Here is a 15,859-nt window from a genome sequence, read left to right as displayed (position 1 = left end):
TTCGATCCGCAGAAGCTATGTGTCGAGCTGGACACGAAATGCTTCTTGAAGGGTTCAACCGATGACAACGCGCCCATTAAAATCCGCGGCGGTTAGCCCAGCCGATAGTTCGGCCGCGTTGGTTATTGTCGTCGATGATGACGATGGTATGCGAGAAGGTCTCCGAGAGATCCTGCAGTCGGTGGGAATTGAGACCCTTGGCTTTGGATCAACTGCGGAACTACTGGGAGAAGCACTTCCTGATCGTCCAGGCTGCCTCGTCCTCGACGTCAGGTTGCCGGGCCTAAGTGGGCTCGATCTGCAAACCAAGCTCAATGCATTGGGTAATCAGTTGCCGATCATATTCATGACAGGGTATGGGGACGTTCCAATGAGCGTCAGGGCAATGAAAGCTGGTGCAGTCGACTTCCTGACCAAGCCCTTTCGCGACCAAGAAATGCTGGACGCCGTGGCGATTGCCATTGAAAAGGATCGGGCCCGACGCTCAGAGGTTTCGGCGAACTCTGAAGTTACCGCCTTGGCCGCAACGCTCACCCCCCGCGAAAAGCAGGTGATGGCGGCCGTTGCCACGGGCCTTCTAAACAAGCAGATCGCTCACGAGCTGGGACTTAGTGAGATCACGGTCAAGATTCACCGTGGAAACGTCATGCGGAAGATGAAAGCCACATCAATCGCCGATCTGATTCGTAAGGTAGACAGCCTGCAACCTGCCAGCGTCGCTTAGCGAGATCTAGCGAGTGAGTTTTCCACCTGCTTTGATAAGATCTTCCACGGTGTCCACGTCGAGGCTGGCCGCGGCGCCGATCTCAACTTCAATGATCGGGACGCCAGAACTCTCAATGATCTGACGGGCGCCGATATCGCCTTTCAACTCCATCACAGAGACACGCAGCGACTGCGGGAGAATAATTGGATTTCCGCGTTTGCCATGAAAAGTGGCGCGGACAATAGCCTTGCCGCCAGAATTCTCAAAGACCTGGATCAGCGTCGCAAGGTGGTCGGCTGTAAGGCCCGGCATGTCCGCTAACATGATGAGAACCCCATCAGCCGACATAACCTCGGAGGCCGAAAATCCGGCGATCAATGAGGTCGCCATACCGCTACGGTAATGTGGATTGTAGACAGTCTCAACTGGGATACCTGATAAGGCGGCAGAGATTTCGTCGTGCCGATGACCCACCACCACAGCAACCAAGCTGGCCCCGCTCCCGAGCGCCGCAATGGCCGAGCGGCGAACGAGGGGAACATTGTCAAACTCCGCCAGGAGCTTGTGCTTTCCGCCCTCGCCCATCCTGCTGGCCGTTCCAGCGGCGAGCAGGACAACCGCGACCGAAGGCAGTTTCGGAGCAGTCAGCGCAATGCTCACACCTTCAGCCTTCGATACACTTCATGAGGTCATCTGCGAGGATAGGCTTTTGTAGTAGCGCTTGCGCCCCACCGGCAAGAGCTTTCCGAATGATGCTTTCGTCCTTCAGGGCCGTCATCATCACTATTCGCATGTCGGGGTGTTTCTTTCGAACAATGTCCAAAAGTTCGAAACCGCTCATGCCGGGCATGTTGATGTCTGACAGGAGCAAGGTGAGACCCTCTTTTTGGTCGAAGGTCAGGAATGACTCACCTGAAGGGAACGGCAACGGCTCGTAACCCATCGCCTCCAGGAAGCCGCTTGTTGCCTCAAGGAGCACTTCGTCGTCATCGACGATCGCGACGGATTTCTTAAGGGCAGACACTGGATTTTCCTTTCATGGCTGCCGGTGCAGCCTCCCGACGACAGTAGGACTTTTCCAGGCCCTCTGGAATCATACGATGGTTTGTATTTCACGCATTGCTAATGAAGCGTATTCCCGCCAACGGATACGACCCACTCGCGCGGACGCTGATGTCTGACAGTTGCACCAATCACTTCGCAGCCGACATCGTTGCGAGAACGGCTTCTGGCCCGCATGATCTTGCTTCTCTGGAACGGAGATAGAATGCCCTGATAGACGATCTCGTCGGTGAGGTCTGGAAAATGCATCGGGCTGCGCTCGTATGCGGTCTCGGAGGCCGTATCAAAAGCCAAGCCGCTCCCGTAGGCTGCAGCTTTCATGATGCGGGAAGAGCGTGCGATGGTGCCGAGATAGAGATTCATAATTAAAATTCCTTGGCCTGATTTGTGAATGAGCCAAAGATGCCCTGTTCCCGTCCTGGTTTCGATTGAACAGTGGTTTTGACACCCCAAACCATCGTATGGGATGAGCAGCTGATCGTGAGATCTGCGTCTTCATGTCACCGCCCTTATTCAGAACAACGCCCGGTATCCGCGGCAGAAATCTCCTGTTGCGTGGGCTTCAAAGCGACGCCGACCTATACCGGCGTATAGGGTGACTGCACCTTGGTTGCGATTGAACCATCCCTGTCATCGGGTAGCCTCTCACGTCATCACCGGTACCGTGATCGCCATTTTGAAACGGTCGCATATCGACAATGACCTGGGGGAACACAATGAACAGCTCGTCTTTCGGCGAATTCGCATTCGACCTCCAAGCTCGACAGCTCACCCATCGGGGAGAGCGCGTGCGCCTGGGGCCACGGGCGTTCGATATCTTCGCTTCGCTCGCAAGCCGCCCGGGCGAGATCATAACGAAAGACGAGATCATCAAGTCGGTATGGGGCAGCACTCATGTGGACGAGGGAGCGCTGCGCGTTCACCTAGTCGCCCTTAGAAAGGCATTCGACGACAAGGGCGCCACCGGGATCATCCAAAACGTCGCGGGGAAGGGTTACGTTTTTGCCGCCTCTGTGACGCGCAAGCCTCCCTTGGATACACCGGTGCAGCAGGCTCAGGAGGGCAACCTGCCGTGGCCAAGCCGACCTTTGGTCGGTCGCGATGCCGTTTTGGCACGGTGGGCACATGAGCGTCACCGTTTGGCGAGCATCGTTGGCCCCGGAGGGTCTGGAAAGACCGCGGTTGCGATCGCGATTGGGAACCTCCTGCGACTGGAAAAGAAGGTGTTCCATGTCGACCTAACTGAGGCTCGCGACCAAGCAGACTTACTCTCGGCTGTAGGAAAGGCGCTACTGCAGCGCTCGTGCACTACATTGACGGTCGCGAGAATCGCTGAGGCGGTAGGCGATGACGACATCATGCTTATTCTGGATGGCTGTGAACACATAGTGGACGACGTCGCGACGTTCGCCGAAACGTTTGTCGCCCGCACGGCCTCTGCCATGGTTCTCGCGACCAGTCGCGAACCACTACGCAGCCTCGGCGAACGCGTGAGGTACCTAGCCGGGCTCGACGTCCCAGGAAATGGCGACGAAGAATGCTCCGACCCTTCTCCGGCCCTAGCTTACTTCCTGGAAGAAGCCCTTGCTGCGGGCGCCGAAATCAACACCTCGGACCCCGAGACAATGAGGCTTGCTGCCAATATTGTCCGTCGATTGGATGGCCTGCCACTTGCGCTCGAACTCGCAGCGCACCGCGTAAGGGACCTGGGCATTTCTGGTCTCGACGCAGCACTACATGAGCCCCTGGCAGTTCTTCGATTTGGCCGCCGGACTGCGCCCGAGAGACACAAGTCGTTACGTGCGAATTTGGACTGGAGCTATAGGTCTTTGACTTCAGAAGAACGGGACGCGTTTTGCACGCTTGTTGGCACTGAGACGACTGGATCACGGCATCGCCGCATCGACGACGAGGCGATGGAAGGGTTGATTTCGAAGTCCCTGCTGAAGTTTTCTTCTGGATCCCATGCTTGGTTTCTATCTGAGGCATCGGCACAATTCGCCGCCGAATTAGTCGCGAAGCAAGGTCGTGACAACCTCGGAATGCCGGGAATGCCTGGCCGTAGCCCGCATCCAACGCCTGAAATGGGTTCGGGACCAAGGCCTAACTGATTCAATCGGCTCAGATTCATGAACCTCCACCCCTCAATTTTCAGCTACTATTAGCTCGCGGGGCTTGAAGGCTGACGGCTGCGTTCGTATCCCCTCTTGAAAAGGGAGACGACAATGGCACCGTCTGTGAGGGAACGGATCTTGGCGGCTGGTCTGGAGCGCTTTCACGCGCTTGGATATGATGGTTGTGGCGTCCAGGAAATTTCTGACACCGCAGGAGTTCCAAAAGGGAGCTTCTATAATCATTTCAAATCGAAGGAGGAGTTGGCGATCGCGGTGTTGGACCAATACGCGGCTTCCTCTCAAAGGGAAATTCTCCTCGACGCCAATCTCGCACCCATAGATCGGATACGACGCCACTTCGAATTTTGCCTGGCGCGTCATCAGCAAAACGGTTTTGACCGCGGTTGCCTGATTGCCAATCTAACCGCGGAGAGCTCGACGGCGGTTCCTGATTTACAAGCAGCTCTGCGGTCGGATCTCGACAGATGGACAGAGAGCTTGGCAGCAGCCGTGAAAGCAGCACAAGAAATTGGACAAGTTCGTTCCGATATCGAGGCGAGTGAACTCGCTCGATTTTTGGTCAGCAGCTGGGAAGGTTGTGAACTCCGCACCAAGCTGACCGGCGACCGTGGTCCGCTGGATGACTTCTTCAAAATGGCCTTTGCATTGCTCAGCAATGTAGGTCCGCATCAACTGTAGAAAGGCCCCCAAAATGCTAAACGGTAGCTTGCTCATCGGTGGAACCGCCCGGATGGGCAAAGGAAAGTCGTTCTTTGCAGTCGAGGCTGCGACCGGCAACAGCTTGCCCGTCGAATTCGCAGGTGCCACGCTCGATGAGGTCAACGAAGCTTCGGCCCTGGCATGGGAAGCATTTCCAAGCTTCAGCGAAACTGGCCTCGAAACGCGAGCCGCTTTCCTTGACCGTGTTGCTTTAGAAATTGAGGCAATCGGTGACGACTTGATCGTGCGGGCCATGGCTGAGACCGGCCTCCCAAGAGGTCGTCTCGAAGGCGAGCGGGCCAGGACCGTCGGTCAACTTCGACTGTTCGCCAAGGAAGTAAGGGCTGGCCGCTTCCAAGAACTACGATTTGATGCTGGCGATCCGAGCCGGAAGCCCGTTCCCAAGCCTGACCTGAGACTTCGAAACGTCGCCTTGGGGCCAGTCGCTGTTTTCGGTGCGTCAAATTTTCCATTGGCGTTCTCTGTTGCAGGCGGCGACACGGCATCCGCGCTGGCGGCTGGCTGCCCGGTTATTGTCAAAGCCCACTCTGCGCACCCCGGAACCTCCGAGCTGGTTGGGTATGCCGTACAAAAGGCTGTATCCGACAGTGGTCTGCATCCGGGGACCTTCGCGATGCTCTTCGATACCGGCTTTGAAGTCGGACAGGCGCTTGTCGCCGATCATCGGATCAAGGCGGTCGGCTTCACGGGGTCCAGACGCGGTGGTATGGCACTGGTGAAGATCGCCTCAGAGCGCAAGCAGCCGATTCCGGTATACGCCGAAATGAGCAGCATCAATCCAGTCATCCTATTTCCCAATGCCTTGCAGCAAAGGGGGGCGGACATTGGGAAGGCGTTCGCAGGATCGCTCGTCTTGGGTGCTGGCCAGTTTTGCACGAACCCCGGTTTGTTGATCGCGATTGACGGTCCCGGCCTTGACGCCTTCAAAGATGCGGCGCGTGCGGCACTTGCGGAGACACCGGCGCAAACAATGCTGACCGGCGGAATCTTCAAAGCTTACTGTGAAGCCGTACGGCGACTGGCGTCTCACTCTTCGGTGGCGGAGCTTGCTCGCGGACAGGATGGCAAGGAATTTCAGGCCGCTACGGCACTGTTTGAGACCGACGCTTCATCGTTCCTCGCTCACCCTGAGTTGCAGGAAGAGGTTTTCGGCGCGGCAGGCTTGGTCGTCAAATGCTCGGATGAACGTCAAGTCTCGGAGGTCCTCGATAATCTGGAGGGTCAGCTGACGATTGCGCTGCAAGTTGACGAGGCGGACTATCCCGCGGCCCAAATGATCGTGCCGCGCCTCCAACAGTTGGCAGGGAGATTGCTGATCAACGGCTTTGGCACCGGCGTCGAAGTCTCACCCGCAATGGTCCACGGAGGCCCCTTCCCGGCAACATCCGATGGCCGCTCCACGTCAGTTGGAACACTCGCGATCTATCGCTTCCTGCGCCCGGTCTCCTATCAAGACTTCCCGGACGTCATGCTGCCGTCGGCTCTTCAGAACTCAGGCGCACGAAAGTAACATCCTCGCCTTTAAGGATGCCCATGAAGCTTAGTTTAGCTTGACGGGCATCCTTGTCTGAGTCGCGATCGCTGACGAGCTTGGCGTCATCTTTGCTCGAAATGAAGCGCGGGCGCACGATCCCTTGCAAGGCCCAAACCCCGAGCACCGTCATCTGGACAGCCTAGCGGGTTTTGAACAGGTTCCGAATGCGTCAAGTCAGGTGCCAACGCCTTCCCCTTGGCCCGCAATTTGACGGCTGCCCCCGGCTATTTCGACCTTAACATCACTTAATATGCCTTAACTCGCGTGGTTGGCACCCGGCAGGCAGTATCTCCTCGAAACAAACACGGCTCAAGCCGCATCACCGAGGAAGGAACACAGCATGTCCATCACTTTGGAAACAGCACCTACCGAATACGTCGAGGCTGGGGGCATTCGGTTCGCCTATCGCCGTCTTGGGCCCAAGACCGGCGTGCCGCTCGTCTTTATGCAGCATTTCACCGGAACGATGGATGCTTGGGATCCGATCGTTGCCAATTCACTTGCAGCGGACCGCCCGGTGGTGATTTTCAACAACGCAGGCGTCGGCACATCCGGCGGCAAGACGCCCGACAACGTCGATCAGATGGCGACCGACGCTGAGAAGTTCATCAACGCACTTGGCCTCGGTGAAGTCGATCTCCTCGGCTTCTCGCTCGGAGGTTTCTTGGCGCAGATCATGGCCGCCCGTCCCGTCGTCAAGGTCCGCAAAATCATCCTGGCTGGCACCGCGCCAAAGGGCGGGGAAGAGCACCTCATGGAGGTCGTCGAGGATGCGTTTTCCAAGAATGCTCCTGATGTGCGCCTCCCCCTCTTCTTCCCGCCGTCAGACGCAAGCCAGGCCGCAGCGAGAGCATTCGTTGCCCGAGCTACTGTCCGCAAAAACGATCGTGACCCCGAGAGCGGCGACGACGTCAGCAATCCTCAGGCCGCGTCCATTATCGGCTGGTGCGCTGAGCAAGACCCGGACCATGCCTCCCTGAAAGCCATCAAGCAGCCTACTCTGATTGTTCACGGAAGCGACGACACCATGTTCCCGTCGATCAACGCGTACGAGATGTTCAAAAACATGAGTGCGGCCACCCTGATCATCTACCCGGACTCGGGCCACGGTGCACTCTTCCAGTATCCAGAAACCTTCGTCGCCCACGTCAAGACATTCCTGGACGCCTGATCGCGCCACACACAAGGAGAAATACCATGAACGTACTCGCACAGAAGATTATCGACGCCCACGGCGGTCTCGATCAGTGGAAAAAGTTCTCTCAGCTGTCCGCTCACCTCGTTCAAGGCGGCGCCCTTTGGACACTGAAGGGCCAGGCTGGAAAGCTTGACGAAACGAACGTCACCGTCGGTCTCGGCGATGAATGGGCATCGCACTCCCCTCTGGGTCCCGAGGCCAAGGTCACACGCTTCGAACCAGGCAAGGTCACCATCAAGGACAACGGCGGGAATATCGTTGGCGAACTCGAAAGCCCTCGCGCGTCGTTCGCTGGCCACACCTTGGAAACGCCATGGTCCGAAGAGCAGCTTGCCTACTTCGCCGGGATCGCCATGTGGACCTATCTCAACATGCCGTTTCTGCTCGCGGCGCCGGGTGTCGAAACCGAAGAGCTCGGCGACTGGACGGAGAAAGGAGAGACCTGGAAGCGCCTGAGGGTGACGTTCCCGAAAGAAATCGCGACCCATAGCACCGTTCAGACGCTCTACGTCGATGAATCCGGTCTGCTGAAGCGTCACGACTACGACGTCGAGATTGCTGGTAACACACCTGGTGCGCATTACATCAGCGACTATACCGAAGTTCATGGCATCAAGTTCCCGACTGTGCGCCGCATCTTTCCGCGCCAGCCCGATGGACAATCGATGGCCGAGCCATTGGTCGTTTCCATCGATCTCTCTGACATCAAACTAAATTGATCGTTCGGCGGGCGAGGCACCGCCCTCGCCCGTCCTCAAATGGTCGCACGCGGTGTTCGACCTGCAATCGGTCGCTCGTCACAAGCCGCACGAGTCATCACCGTACCCGACTTTACAATCGCGCTACCGCACCCAGCCACTGCTGAGTGCAGTGTCGCCCCGATCCCTCAAAGCATTGGATAACAGCATGGGTGTCGTCGACCTCTCCCTCGCCCGAGCCATGATCGAAAAAGCCGAACATGCGGCCAAACAGATCGGCGTTAAGTCCACAATCGTCATTCTCGATGGTGGTGGAGACCTGGTCGCCATGGCGCGGATGGACATGGCTTGGCCAGGAGCATTCGACTTGGCGATCGGCAAAGCCCGGACAGCCAGAGCGTTCCACGCCCCGTCCGCCGTCTTCGTTCCGATGATCCAACCAGGACAATCGCTATTCGCCGTCAGCTCGGTCAATGGCGGGACTTTCGTCATCCTTGGTGGGGGCATCCCGATCCTTCTCGATGGCAACGTGGCAGGAGCCGTTGGCGTCAGCGGCGGCTCAATCGATGAGGATATCGCGGTTGCTGAAGCCGCGCTGAAAGCTCTTCCAACCCCAAACTAGCAGAAGAAGTCCAATGACTAGACGGCAAAAGGGAGCCGGTATGTCCGGTTCCCGAAGATCGACGCGGCTTCTAACTGCAAGATACTTCGAAGATTTTGCGGCCCCTCGTTTTGATGAGGGGATCCAAAACGAGGGGCCGCGACGCGAATGCGGGTTGGAGAGCATTCGCCGCGAGGGCCTTGCCCTTACGACCAGCGGCTAGCGGGAGGGCGGTCCCGGGCGGCTGATGAGACGAATGTACCCAATTGCGCGGCCAATTCTTTGACGATCCGATCCTTTGACTTCCCACTCAGGCGCTTCGCGAGTTGAAGCATCAACGACGCGGCGGCGAAATCATCCAATATTTAACCCCGTCCGGCGATTAGAGGAGAACCTATGAAAAACTTTAGCGAAGCAGTTCTCCCACACCTTCCGTCGTTGAGGCGTTTTGCGCGAGGCCACTGTCAAGACGTGGATGCAGCGGATCTCCTCGTGCTCACCACTCTAAAGAAATTGCGAGCTCGGTGGCTGTGGATGGGACACTCGAATGTACGACTCAGCGCTCTTAGTTTGATGTGTGGCCTGGTGGACGGGCAGCTGTCGGCAACGCCGTCTGCTGACCATTCTGAGAACCATGGGCAAAAAGTCATCGGACCAGCGACCGCTTTGTCAAAAATGGCGCCGTTCCAACGAAGCTCGATCCTTTTAACGTCGGTCGAACGGCTCTCTCATCGCGAGGCTGCGCAGGTCCTGGATATTTCGGAGGGCGAGCTTCTACGTTTGCTGCCGCAAGCGCGGGAGCAGCTCAGGCTCATTGTCGAAGCGCCGTTCCGCCAAACGCTCATCAAAGGGCATTACCTGCGGAGGGTGAAGTGACAGTTCCGGTAATCACAGAAGCAGACCTTCAATCCTTCATCGATCACAGTCTCGCTCCGGAGAAAAAACTCGAAGTCGATAAATATCTCCATAACGATCTGGGCGCCGCCCAGCGTGTAGGCGCCTATGAACGGCAGGCCGAAGCTCTTCGTCGAACGCTTGATCCCGTCGGGGCTGAAGATGTTCCCGCGAGCCTAAACGTCGCACTCCATAATGCAGGATATCATCAGCCGCGACAGACGGCGCTTGTCCTTGGGGCGGTGGCGGGCATTTTTATCGGGTGTTTAGCCGGGTGGATCTCCCGCCCGTTGCTAGAAGCAGGCACTACGATACAATCTCCCGGTCAATCACAACAACCAATCGGATGGGGGTCCCCATGAGTACGTGCAATCATGGATCTAGCGTACACAGAGTGAAACCTCGCACATTGGGCTGCGAGGAATGCCTGGAGATTGGACAAGGCTGGGTACACCTCAGGCTCTGCCGGGAATGCGGCCATGTCGGATGTTGCGATGACTCCATCGGTCACCATGCCACCAAGCATTTTCAGCAGACCGGCCACCCGATAATTGAGGGCTACGATCCTCCCGAAGGCTGGGGTTGGTGCTTTGTCGACGAGACCATCGTCGAACTTCCCGATCAGACACCACATCCGGGACCTATTCCCAAATTCTATTGAAGCCGGACCGGCGGAGCATTCTCATGGCAAATTCGAATAATCGCGCGGAACAGATGTTTCCGGTTTTGAGCCCGACGCAGATGATATCGGCCCGGAGGTTCGCCAGCGGGGAACCTCACCACTTCTCTGCAGGCGAGATAGTGGTGCATTTCGGTGAAAAAGACGCGCCAGTCTGGCTCGTGCTTGAAGGAAGCTTGGACGTCTTTCGACACGACGGCCTTGCGCATGAACTGAATGTGGTGACCCATTCGCCCGGCCAGTTCACAGGCGAGGTCAGTCAACTTGCAGGCCGACCTTCATTGGTGAGAGGCGTCGCCGGTGCGGAGGGATGCATTGCGCTACCCTACGACGGATCACACCTCCGGGCGTTGGTTATTGGTTCAGCCGACATTGGCGAATTGGTGATGCGAGCCTTTATCCTTCGTCGAGTTGCTTTGATCGACACCGGAGGTGCTGGTTCGATCCTAATTGGCACCCCTGGAAGTGCCGCAATCACTCGTCTGCAGGGATTTCTCACGCGCAGCGGCTATCCCCACTTGGTTCTCGACGCCTCCGCCGACGAGAGTGGCCGTGAACTCGTCAAAAAGCTTGGCGTCTCGGCCGACGCCTTGCCTGTCATGGTTTGCCCTAGCGGCAGCGTGCTTAACAATCCAAGCAATCAGGAAGCCGCTCTTTGCCTTGGGATCACACCGGACATCAACACGGACGTTCTGTACGACGTCGCAGTCGTCGGGGCAGGCCCCGCTGGATTGGCTACATCGGTCTACGCCGCATCCGAAGGCTTGAAAGTGATAGTCTTGGATGAACGAGCTGTCGGCGGCCAAGCCGGGGCGTCGGCTCGGATCGAGAACTACCTTGGCTTTCCAACGGGAATATCGGGACAAGCTCTCGCTGGCAGAGCGTTCAACCAAGCCCTCAAGTTTGGTGCAGAGATCGCGCTGCCAATCGAAGTTCGAAAATTCGTGCCCGCGTCAGATGGTTATCACTCCTTGGAACTGGATGACGGTCGGTCCGTTCGGGCCAAAACTGTCGTAATCGCGTCAGGTGCTCGGTACCGCCGACCAGCCGTCGCGGACATTGATAAATTCGAGGGATCGGGGATTTCCTACTGGGCCACATCTGTTGAAGCCCGCCTCTGCCAAGGTGAAGAGATCGCGCTCGTTGGCGGCGGCAATTCCGCGGGACAGGCGGTCGCCTACCTGGCGCCGCAGGTAAAGAAGCTGCATCTGGTTGCCCGCCGCCCCCTGGAAGAAACAATGTCTCAGTATTTGGTGGACCGAATAGGCCAGCTACCAAATGTCGAAATCCATATGGGTTGCGAGATCGATGCTGTCTCCGGCGACACCCGCTCTGAGCTTTCAGGAGCCGTCGTCAGGAACAACGCAACGGGTGAAAAACGAAATCTCGAGTTGCGCCATATGTTCCTTTTTATCGGGGCAGATCCCAACGCCGCGTGGCTCGTCGAGCATGTGAAGCGGGATCGCTCTGGCTTTATTCTCACAGGCCCCGAGACTACCGGCGCTGACGACGGTCAACGCACATCTCTCGAAACTAGCCTTCGAAATCTTTTCGCGATTGGCGACGTCAGGTCCGGTTCAACGAAGCGCGTCGCTGCCGCTGTCGGTGAAGGCGCAGCCGTCGTATCCCAAATCCACGCTGCATTGAAGGCATTCGCCTAACTCACAGGTGGCTCGACGACTATTTTATCTCAGGAGGGCACTCCGATCGCGGCTGAGAAAAGGCTGGGGCCGTCGACATGAACCGACGCCATAACCCATCGATCCGGATGCAGGACCTTGGGCCTTCTTGGCGAAGAGTCGCCGCACTTTGTCCTTTGTCTGCTGACGTTGATTGCCGGAGAGGTTCCCGATGCCAAAAAGCACAAAAAAGGAGCTGCCGAAATTTGCTTGGACGGAGGTCGAAGTGGGAGATTGGGCTGGAGAATTTGCCCAACGTCCATCCGGATCGATCGGCCAGCACGTTCAACCTGGACCTCCGGAGATGTCAGTCGAATTTACATACCTCATAGTGGGCGCGGGCGTGATCTCGCCTCGCACAAAAATGCTGTGGCCTGCGGTCGTTTCGTTCTGGGTACGCACTCCGCTGACGCCGCAGCGCGTCGAAGCTGGGTTTATGTTCAAGTCAGAAAACATGCCGTCCTTCAACCTTGGGCTTGAGGTCACAAGGCAGCAATTTACCGAAATGGTGTGGCTCTTTAGCCAGAAACTCCTGAACAACTTCCATTTCAACGTCGGCCATGGCGCCGAAAACCATTGGCCAGTCAAAAGCTGGGGCGCCAGCTTTGAGCTGTAGCCGTGTAGACACAAGCCCGGAGATAGACCCTCCCCCTTGTCGTAGCAGTGCAGTGAAAACTCAACCCGGACCCGCTTGTTTCCGAACTCTCGCGGCTTAAAAAGGGTCAATCTACCGCACGAAGTTCTTGGCGTCGGCAAGGGTACGCTGACATTACAGATCCGGTAGTCATCGACTTAATTCAGCGGAGATATCGCGCAGGTTGCGTACAACAAGTGGGAAAGCAGGATCGTTAGCCAAGTCACTGGCAAGCTCTTCAGCAAAATCGGCTGCCGCTCGGCGTTCGTCCCCCCGCATTAGATACTCGGGAAAATGAAAGCGCAACCAGTCCATTAAATCGGCAGCGTTCCACGGGTCCCGTCTATCGATTGCCCGTAAGAGCCGTTCGCGCATCATGACTTCGTGTGAGTTTCTATCGTAACCGCCCGATTGGCACCGCCTGCCGCCTAGCGCCCTGATGGCCTAAGACACGTGTTTAACGACGTCGTTAGCGACGTGTCTTAGGCGAGGATTGCGATGCGCGTTGAAATTCTTGGGCAGGAACGTCGACGGCGGTGGCGCGAAGACGACAAGCTTGCGATTGTCATGTCGGTTGGGGTTTCTGGAGCCACGATCACAGAGATTGCTCATCGTCATGATGTAACGCGGCAGCAGATATACGCCTGGCGTAGCGAGCTCAAGAAGAAGGGGCTGCTCCCGGTGTCTTCGAATGCATTGTTCATTCCCGTCGATCTGAATGCCGTGCAGAACGATGCCCCTGAATTGAGGGAGAGCTGCTCCGGGATGATTGAGCTACGATTGATCTGCGGCCGCACGCTTCGTTTCGAGAGTTCTATGGCTCCCGATGTCCTGACGCAGATTATCCGGGCAGTGGAAGCAGCATGATTGGGCCTGGGACCGGCGTTCGGGTGTATCTTGCGTGCGGGATCACGGACATGCGCAAGGGAGTAGAAGGCCTTGCCGCGCTTGCGCAGGATGTTTTGCGTCAGAAGCCGACTGGCGGCGCGGTCTTCGCCTTTCGCGGCAAGCGTGGCGATCGTTTGAAGCTGCTGTATTTTGATGGCCAGGGCTTCTGCCTGTATTACAAGATCTTGCAGAAGGGGCGGTTTCCTTGGCCTTCGGCATCCGACGGGACTGCCCGGCTGACGTCGGCCCAACTGGCGATGTTGTGGGAAGGGATCGATTGGCGTCGACCTGATTGGGGTGCGCCACCGGCCCGTGTCGGGTGATTTTATCCCACTGAAACCACTGGTTTTTATGGAAATTTATCCTGGCTCGTGGTAGTCAGGATCATGTCTAGCGCGACGACAAATCTTCCGGACGATCCAGCCTTTCTCAAGGCAATGATTGCCGCTTTGCAGGCGGAAAACGCGAAGATGTCGGCCACATTGCAAGCGCATGATCAGTTAATCCAAACGCTGCGGCTGCGCATTGCCAAGCTGAAGAAACAGGTCTTCGGCAAGTCCTCCGAAAAGATTGAGCGTGAAATCGAGCAGTTGGAACTAGCGCTTGAGGATCTGTTGATCGCCGCCGCTGAAGGCAGTACGGCGCCAATCGATGAACCTGATGAGGCGGCGTCTGTTGTTCCCTTGGCGGATACATCTGAAAAGATCATGCGCCGGCGCCCACGCGTCTCGGACAAGGCGGTTCGCGAGCGCCGAGAGCTCGATCCTGGCTCCTGCTGCCCGGAATGCGGAGGTGAATTGCGTCTTGTCGGTGAGGACGTCAGCGAAATCCTCGACATGATCGCCGCGCAGATGAAAGTCATCGAAGTTTCTCGACTGAAGAAGTCCTGCCGCTGCTGCGAGAAAATGGTGCAGGTGGCAGCACCCAGCCGCCCGATACCGGGCAGCATGGCCGGCGCTGGCCTCTTGGCGTACATTCTGGTCTCGAAGTTCGACGACCATTTGCCACTGTACCGTCTGAACGAGATCTTCGCCCGCATGGGCGCCGACATTCCCGACAGCACGATGGTTGATTGGTGTGGTCGCGCCATGCAGGTGCTTCAGCCTCTCATCGAGCGGATCGAAACGGCGATTATGGCAAGTGACCTCCTTCATGCCGACGACACCCCGATCCGAGTGCTGGATCGCTCGCTGCGAGACAAGGGGTTGGGCAAGGGTGTGAAGAAGGGCAGGATCTGGACGTATGTCCGGGATCAACGTCCATGGGTGGGGACTTCCCCGCCCGGTGCAGTCTACTATTTTGCTCCTGACTGGAAAGAAGAGCACGTCCACCGCCACCTCAAGCAATCAAGCGGCATCCTTCAGGCTGACGGCTACAAAGGATATGGCAAGCTATACTCGCCTGGAGAGAATGGAACATCTCGCTTCAAGGAAGCCGCCTGCTGGGCTCATTGGCGACGAGACTTCCACGATATCTGGACATCAAACAAGTCCGAGATCGCGCGAGAGGCTCTCGATCGCATCGGAGCGCTTTACGACATCGAGCGTGGCATCAATGGGCAGCCTCCTGAGATCCGGCTTGCCGCGCGTCAGACCCAGAGCAAGCCTAAGGTCGATGCATTCCGCCACTGGGCTGAAGCTCAACTCACGCGCATTCCGGGCAAAAGCGATCTGGCGACAGCTTTCCGCTACGGATTGAGCCGATGGTCTTCGCTCTGTCTGTTCCTCGAAGACGGTCGCGTTGCGATCGACAACAATGCCGCCGAGCGGGCACTGCGGCCGATAGGCGTGGGAAGACGGAACTGGCTCTTCGCGGGAGCCGATACGGGAGCGGAGACCTTGGCACGCGCCATGACGATCATCGAGACGGCAAAGATGAATGGTCTTGACCCGCAAGCCTATCTGACTGACGTGCTCGATCGCATCCACGATCACAAGATCAATCGACTCGACGAACTCCTTCCGTGGAACTGGTCGACGATCACCGCAATCGACGCAAAGGCAGCCTGATGGCGACAGTCACCTACGTCCGTACGATCAAATTTGTTGCCGAAATTCTCGAAGAGGACCCGGAACTTCTTCAGGCAATCGTCTCCAACGATGATAATCTGAGCTACGGCAGCATCATCTCCGTGTACACCGGAGACGACGAATCCGTGACCGCACTGACGGACGACGGCATGGACGAATTGGAGCAGATGCTCAAAGACGCCCGCCGCTCACCCCAAGAATGGAACGACTTCCTCGACAGCTTTGTTGACGACGAGCTGCTCGTCGCTCGCATCAAAGCAAAATCGCCGCGGTAGCAATCGGGCGGTTACTTTCTATCATTGGGCAACGTCGTTTCTCCCAAGCACACCCGAGATCAAAACTACAAGGGCGGGCTTAAATAATCTATCAGCTTCCTTCATGACGTTCTGCGCATCCAAAGA

20 protein-coding genes are annotated in these 15,859 nt (G+C 57.2%); 15 read left to right on the top strand and 5 right to left on the bottom strand.

All coding sequences use genetic code 11. The features are described from left to right. Positions 1-61 precede the first annotated feature (61 nt). Positions 62-724, top strand: a complete 663-nt coding sequence (locus AC245Y_RS28130; RefSeq protein ID WP_017996733.1) for a response regulator transcription factor — start codon at positions 62-64, stop codon at positions 722-724. A gap of 6 nt (positions 725-730) precedes the next feature. Here AC245Y_RS28130 and AC245Y_RS28125 read toward each other — a convergent pair whose 3' ends face one another. The 3 genes from AC245Y_RS28125 to AC245Y_RS28115 form a co-directional block, all read right to left on the bottom strand. Continuing rightward, positions 731-1,366 (bottom strand): nucleotidyltransferase family protein, encoded by a 636-nt coding sequence (locus AC245Y_RS28125; protein WP_017996734.1) that lies wholly within the window; start codon positions 1,364-1,366, stop codon positions 731-733. A gap of 4 nt (positions 1,367-1,370) precedes the next feature. Beyond that, entirely contained in the window at positions 1,371-1,730 is a 360-nt protein-coding gene (locus tag AC245Y_RS28120; protein ID WP_017996735.1) for a response regulator, read from the bottom strand. A gap of 98 nt (positions 1,731-1,828) precedes the next feature. Then, positions 1,829-2,131: a hypothetical protein gene (locus AC245Y_RS28115; RefSeq protein WP_017996736.1), complete on the bottom strand. Its 303-nt coding sequence runs from the start codon at positions 2,129-2,131 to the stop codon at positions 1,829-1,831. Between the two features lie 353 nt (positions 2,132-2,484). Here AC245Y_RS28115 and AC245Y_RS28110 point away from each other — a divergent pair, with 353 nt between their 5' ends. The 3 genes from AC245Y_RS28110 to AC245Y_RS28100 all read left to right on the top strand — a co-directional run bounded on the left by AC245Y_RS28110 (position 2,485) and on the right by AC245Y_RS28100 (position 6,133). After that, positions 2,485-3,879, top strand: coding sequence for an ATP-binding protein (locus tag AC245Y_RS28110; RefSeq protein WP_026157652.1), 1,395 nt, complete (start codon positions 2,485-2,487; stop codon positions 3,877-3,879). A gap of 114 nt (positions 3,880-3,993) precedes the next feature. Then, positions 3,994-4,581, top strand: coding sequence for a TetR/AcrR family transcriptional regulator (locus AC245Y_RS28105; RefSeq protein WP_017996738.1), 588 nt, complete (start codon positions 3,994-3,996; stop codon positions 4,579-4,581). Between the two features lie 52 nt (positions 4,582-4,633). Further along, positions 4,634-6,133, top strand: a complete 1,500-nt coding sequence (locus AC245Y_RS28100) for an aldehyde dehydrogenase (NADP(+)) (RefSeq protein WP_020487121.1) — start codon at positions 4,634-4,636, stop codon at positions 6,131-6,133. Here the strand turns inward: AC245Y_RS28100 and AC245Y_RS28095 are convergent. Beyond that, entirely contained in the window at positions 6,090-6,287 is a 198-nt protein-coding gene (locus AC245Y_RS28095) for a hypothetical protein (RefSeq protein ID WP_157628372.1), read from the bottom strand. The genes AC245Y_RS28100 and AC245Y_RS28095 overlap by 44 nt on opposite strands. Before the next feature lie 210 nt (positions 6,288-6,497). Here AC245Y_RS28095 and AC245Y_RS28090 point away from each other — a divergent pair, with 210 nt between their 5' ends. The 7 genes from AC245Y_RS28090 to AC245Y_RS28060 all read left to right on the top strand — a co-directional run bounded on the left by AC245Y_RS28090 (position 6,498) and on the right by AC245Y_RS28060 (position 12,522). Further along, a complete protein-coding gene (locus AC245Y_RS28090) occupies positions 6,498-7,328 on the top strand; it encodes an alpha/beta fold hydrolase (RefSeq protein WP_017996740.1) in 831 nt (276 codons plus the stop codon). A gap of 26 nt (positions 7,329-7,354) precedes the next feature. Continuing rightward, on the top strand, positions 7,355-8,074 hold the full coding sequence (locus AC245Y_RS28085) for a hypothetical protein (RefSeq protein ID WP_017996741.1): 720 nt from the start codon (positions 7,355-7,357) through the stop codon (positions 8,072-8,074). Positions 8,075-8,126: 52 nt separating this feature from the next. After that, positions 8,127-8,675 (top strand): GlcG/HbpS family heme-binding protein, encoded by a 549-nt coding sequence (locus tag AC245Y_RS28080; RefSeq protein ID WP_245274058.1) that lies wholly within the window; start codon positions 8,127-8,129, stop codon positions 8,673-8,675. Between the two features lie 375 nt (positions 8,676-9,050). Continuing rightward, the gene (locus AC245Y_RS28075) at positions 9,051-9,530 is read left to right on the top strand and encodes a hypothetical protein (RefSeq protein WP_017996743.1); all 480 of its coding nucleotides are present in this window, start codon (positions 9,051-9,053) and stop codon (positions 9,528-9,530) included. A 376-nt stretch (positions 9,531-9,906) separates the two neighbouring features. Then, complete coding sequence (locus AC245Y_RS28070) at positions 9,907-10,209, top strand: UBP-type zinc finger domain-containing protein (protein WP_003561719.1); 303 nt, start codon at positions 9,907-9,909, stop codon at positions 10,207-10,209. Between the two features lie 23 nt (positions 10,210-10,232). Next, on the top strand, positions 10,233-11,888 hold the full coding sequence (locus AC245Y_RS28065) for an FAD-dependent oxidoreductase (RefSeq protein WP_017996745.1): 1,656 nt from the start codon (positions 10,233-10,235) through the stop codon (positions 11,886-11,888). Between the two features lie 190 nt (positions 11,889-12,078). Further along, complete coding sequence (locus AC245Y_RS28060; protein ID WP_017996746.1) at positions 12,079-12,522, top strand: hypothetical protein; 444 nt, start codon at positions 12,079-12,081, stop codon at positions 12,520-12,522. Positions 12,523-12,690: 168 nt separating this feature from the next. On the opposite strand, the gene AC245Y_RS28055 is transcribed toward AC245Y_RS28060, so the two are convergent. Next, positions 12,691-12,918: a hypothetical protein gene (locus tag AC245Y_RS28055; protein WP_487762869.1), complete on the bottom strand. Its 228-nt coding sequence runs from the start codon at positions 12,916-12,918 to the stop codon at positions 12,691-12,693. A gap of 120 nt (positions 12,919-13,038) precedes the next feature. Between AC245Y_RS28055 and tnpA the strand changes: the two genes are divergently transcribed. The 4 genes from tnpA (at position 13,039) to AC245Y_RS28035 (ending at position 15,733) form a co-directional block, all read left to right on the top strand. Then, entirely contained in the window at positions 13,039-13,407 is a 369-nt protein-coding gene (gene tnpA / locus AC245Y_RS28050) for an IS66-like element accessory protein TnpA (protein WP_003557134.1), read from the top strand. After that, a complete protein-coding gene (tnpB, locus tag AC245Y_RS28045; RefSeq protein ID WP_003554417.1) occupies positions 13,404-13,751 on the top strand; it encodes an IS66 family insertion sequence element accessory protein TnpB in 348 nt (115 codons plus the stop codon). The genes tnpA and tnpB overlap by 4 nt, the downstream gene beginning before the upstream one ends. Positions 13,752-13,814: 63 nt before the next feature. Beyond that, positions 13,815-15,437, top strand: coding sequence for an IS66 family transposase (tnpC, locus tag AC245Y_RS28040; protein WP_017995947.1), 1,623 nt, complete (start codon positions 13,815-13,817; stop codon positions 15,435-15,437). After that, positions 15,437-15,733, top strand: a complete 297-nt coding sequence (locus AC245Y_RS28035; RefSeq protein ID WP_003554972.1) for a hypothetical protein — start codon at positions 15,437-15,439, stop codon at positions 15,731-15,733. Before tnpC ends, AC245Y_RS28035 begins: the two co-directional genes overlap by 1 nt. Positions 15,734-15,859: the final 126 nt, after the last annotated feature.

This window comes from Rhizobium sp. SRDI943 (assembly GCF_057653695.1).
The sequence above is the reverse complement of the archived record's forward strand: the minus strand, read 5'-3'. Positions and strand labels throughout refer to the sequence as shown.

Coding starts and splice junctions, on each gene's coding strand:
- AC245Y_RS28065 (WP_017996745.1), top strand. CDS start 10,233: ATGGCAAATTCGAATAATCGCGCGGAACAGATGTTTCCGGTTTTGAGC.
- AC245Y_RS28090 (WP_017996740.1), top strand. CDS start 6,498: ATGTCCATCACTTTGGAAACAGCACCTACCGAATACGTCGAGGCTGGG.
- tnpC (WP_017995947.1), top strand. CDS start 13,815: ATGTCTAGCGCGACGACAAATCTTCCGGACGATCCAGCCTTTCTCAAG.
- AC245Y_RS28105 (WP_017996738.1), top strand. CDS start 3,994: ATGGCACCGTCTGTGAGGGAACGGATCTTGGCGGCTGGTCTGGAGCGC.
- AC245Y_RS28115 (WP_017996736.1), bottom strand. CDS start 2,131: ATGAATCTCTATCTCGGCACCATCGCACGCTCTTCCCGCATCATGAAA.
- AC245Y_RS28085 (WP_017996741.1), top strand. CDS start 7,355: ATGAACGTACTCGCACAGAAGATTATCGACGCCCACGGCGGTCTCGAT.
- AC245Y_RS28070 (WP_003561719.1), top strand. CDS start 9,907: ATGAGTACGTGCAATCATGGATCTAGCGTACACAGAGTGAAACCTCGC.
- AC245Y_RS28060 (WP_017996746.1), top strand. CDS start 12,079: ATGCCAAAAAGCACAAAAAAGGAGCTGCCGAAATTTGCTTGGACGGAG.
- AC245Y_RS28055 (WP_487762869.1), bottom strand. CDS start 12,918: ATGATGCGCGAACGGCTCTTACGGGCAATCGATAGACGGGACCCGTGG.
- AC245Y_RS28095 (WP_157628372.1), bottom strand. CDS start 6,287: ATGACGGTGCTCGGGGTTTGGGCCTTGCAAGGGATCGTGCGCCCGCGC.
- AC245Y_RS28100 (WP_020487121.1), top strand. CDS start 4,634: ATGGGCAAAGGAAAGTCGTTCTTTGCAGTCGAGGCTGCGACCGGCAAC.
- AC245Y_RS28035 (WP_003554972.1), top strand. CDS start 15,437: ATGGCGACAGTCACCTACGTCCGTACGATCAAATTTGTTGCCGAAATT.
- tnpA (WP_003557134.1), top strand. CDS start 13,039: ATGCGCGTTGAAATTCTTGGGCAGGAACGTCGACGGCGGTGGCGCGAA.
- AC245Y_RS28110 (WP_026157652.1), top strand. CDS start 2,485: ATGAACAGCTCGTCTTTCGGCGAATTCGCATTCGACCTCCAAGCTCGA.
- AC245Y_RS28130 (WP_017996733.1), top strand. CDS start 62: ATGACAACGCGCCCATTAAAATCCGCGGCGGTTAGCCCAGCCGATAGT.
- tnpB (WP_003554417.1), top strand. CDS start 13,404: ATGATTGGGCCTGGGACCGGCGTTCGGGTGTATCTTGCGTGCGGGATC.
- AC245Y_RS28075 (WP_017996743.1), top strand. CDS start 9,051: ATGAAAAACTTTAGCGAAGCAGTTCTCCCACACCTTCCGTCGTTGAGG.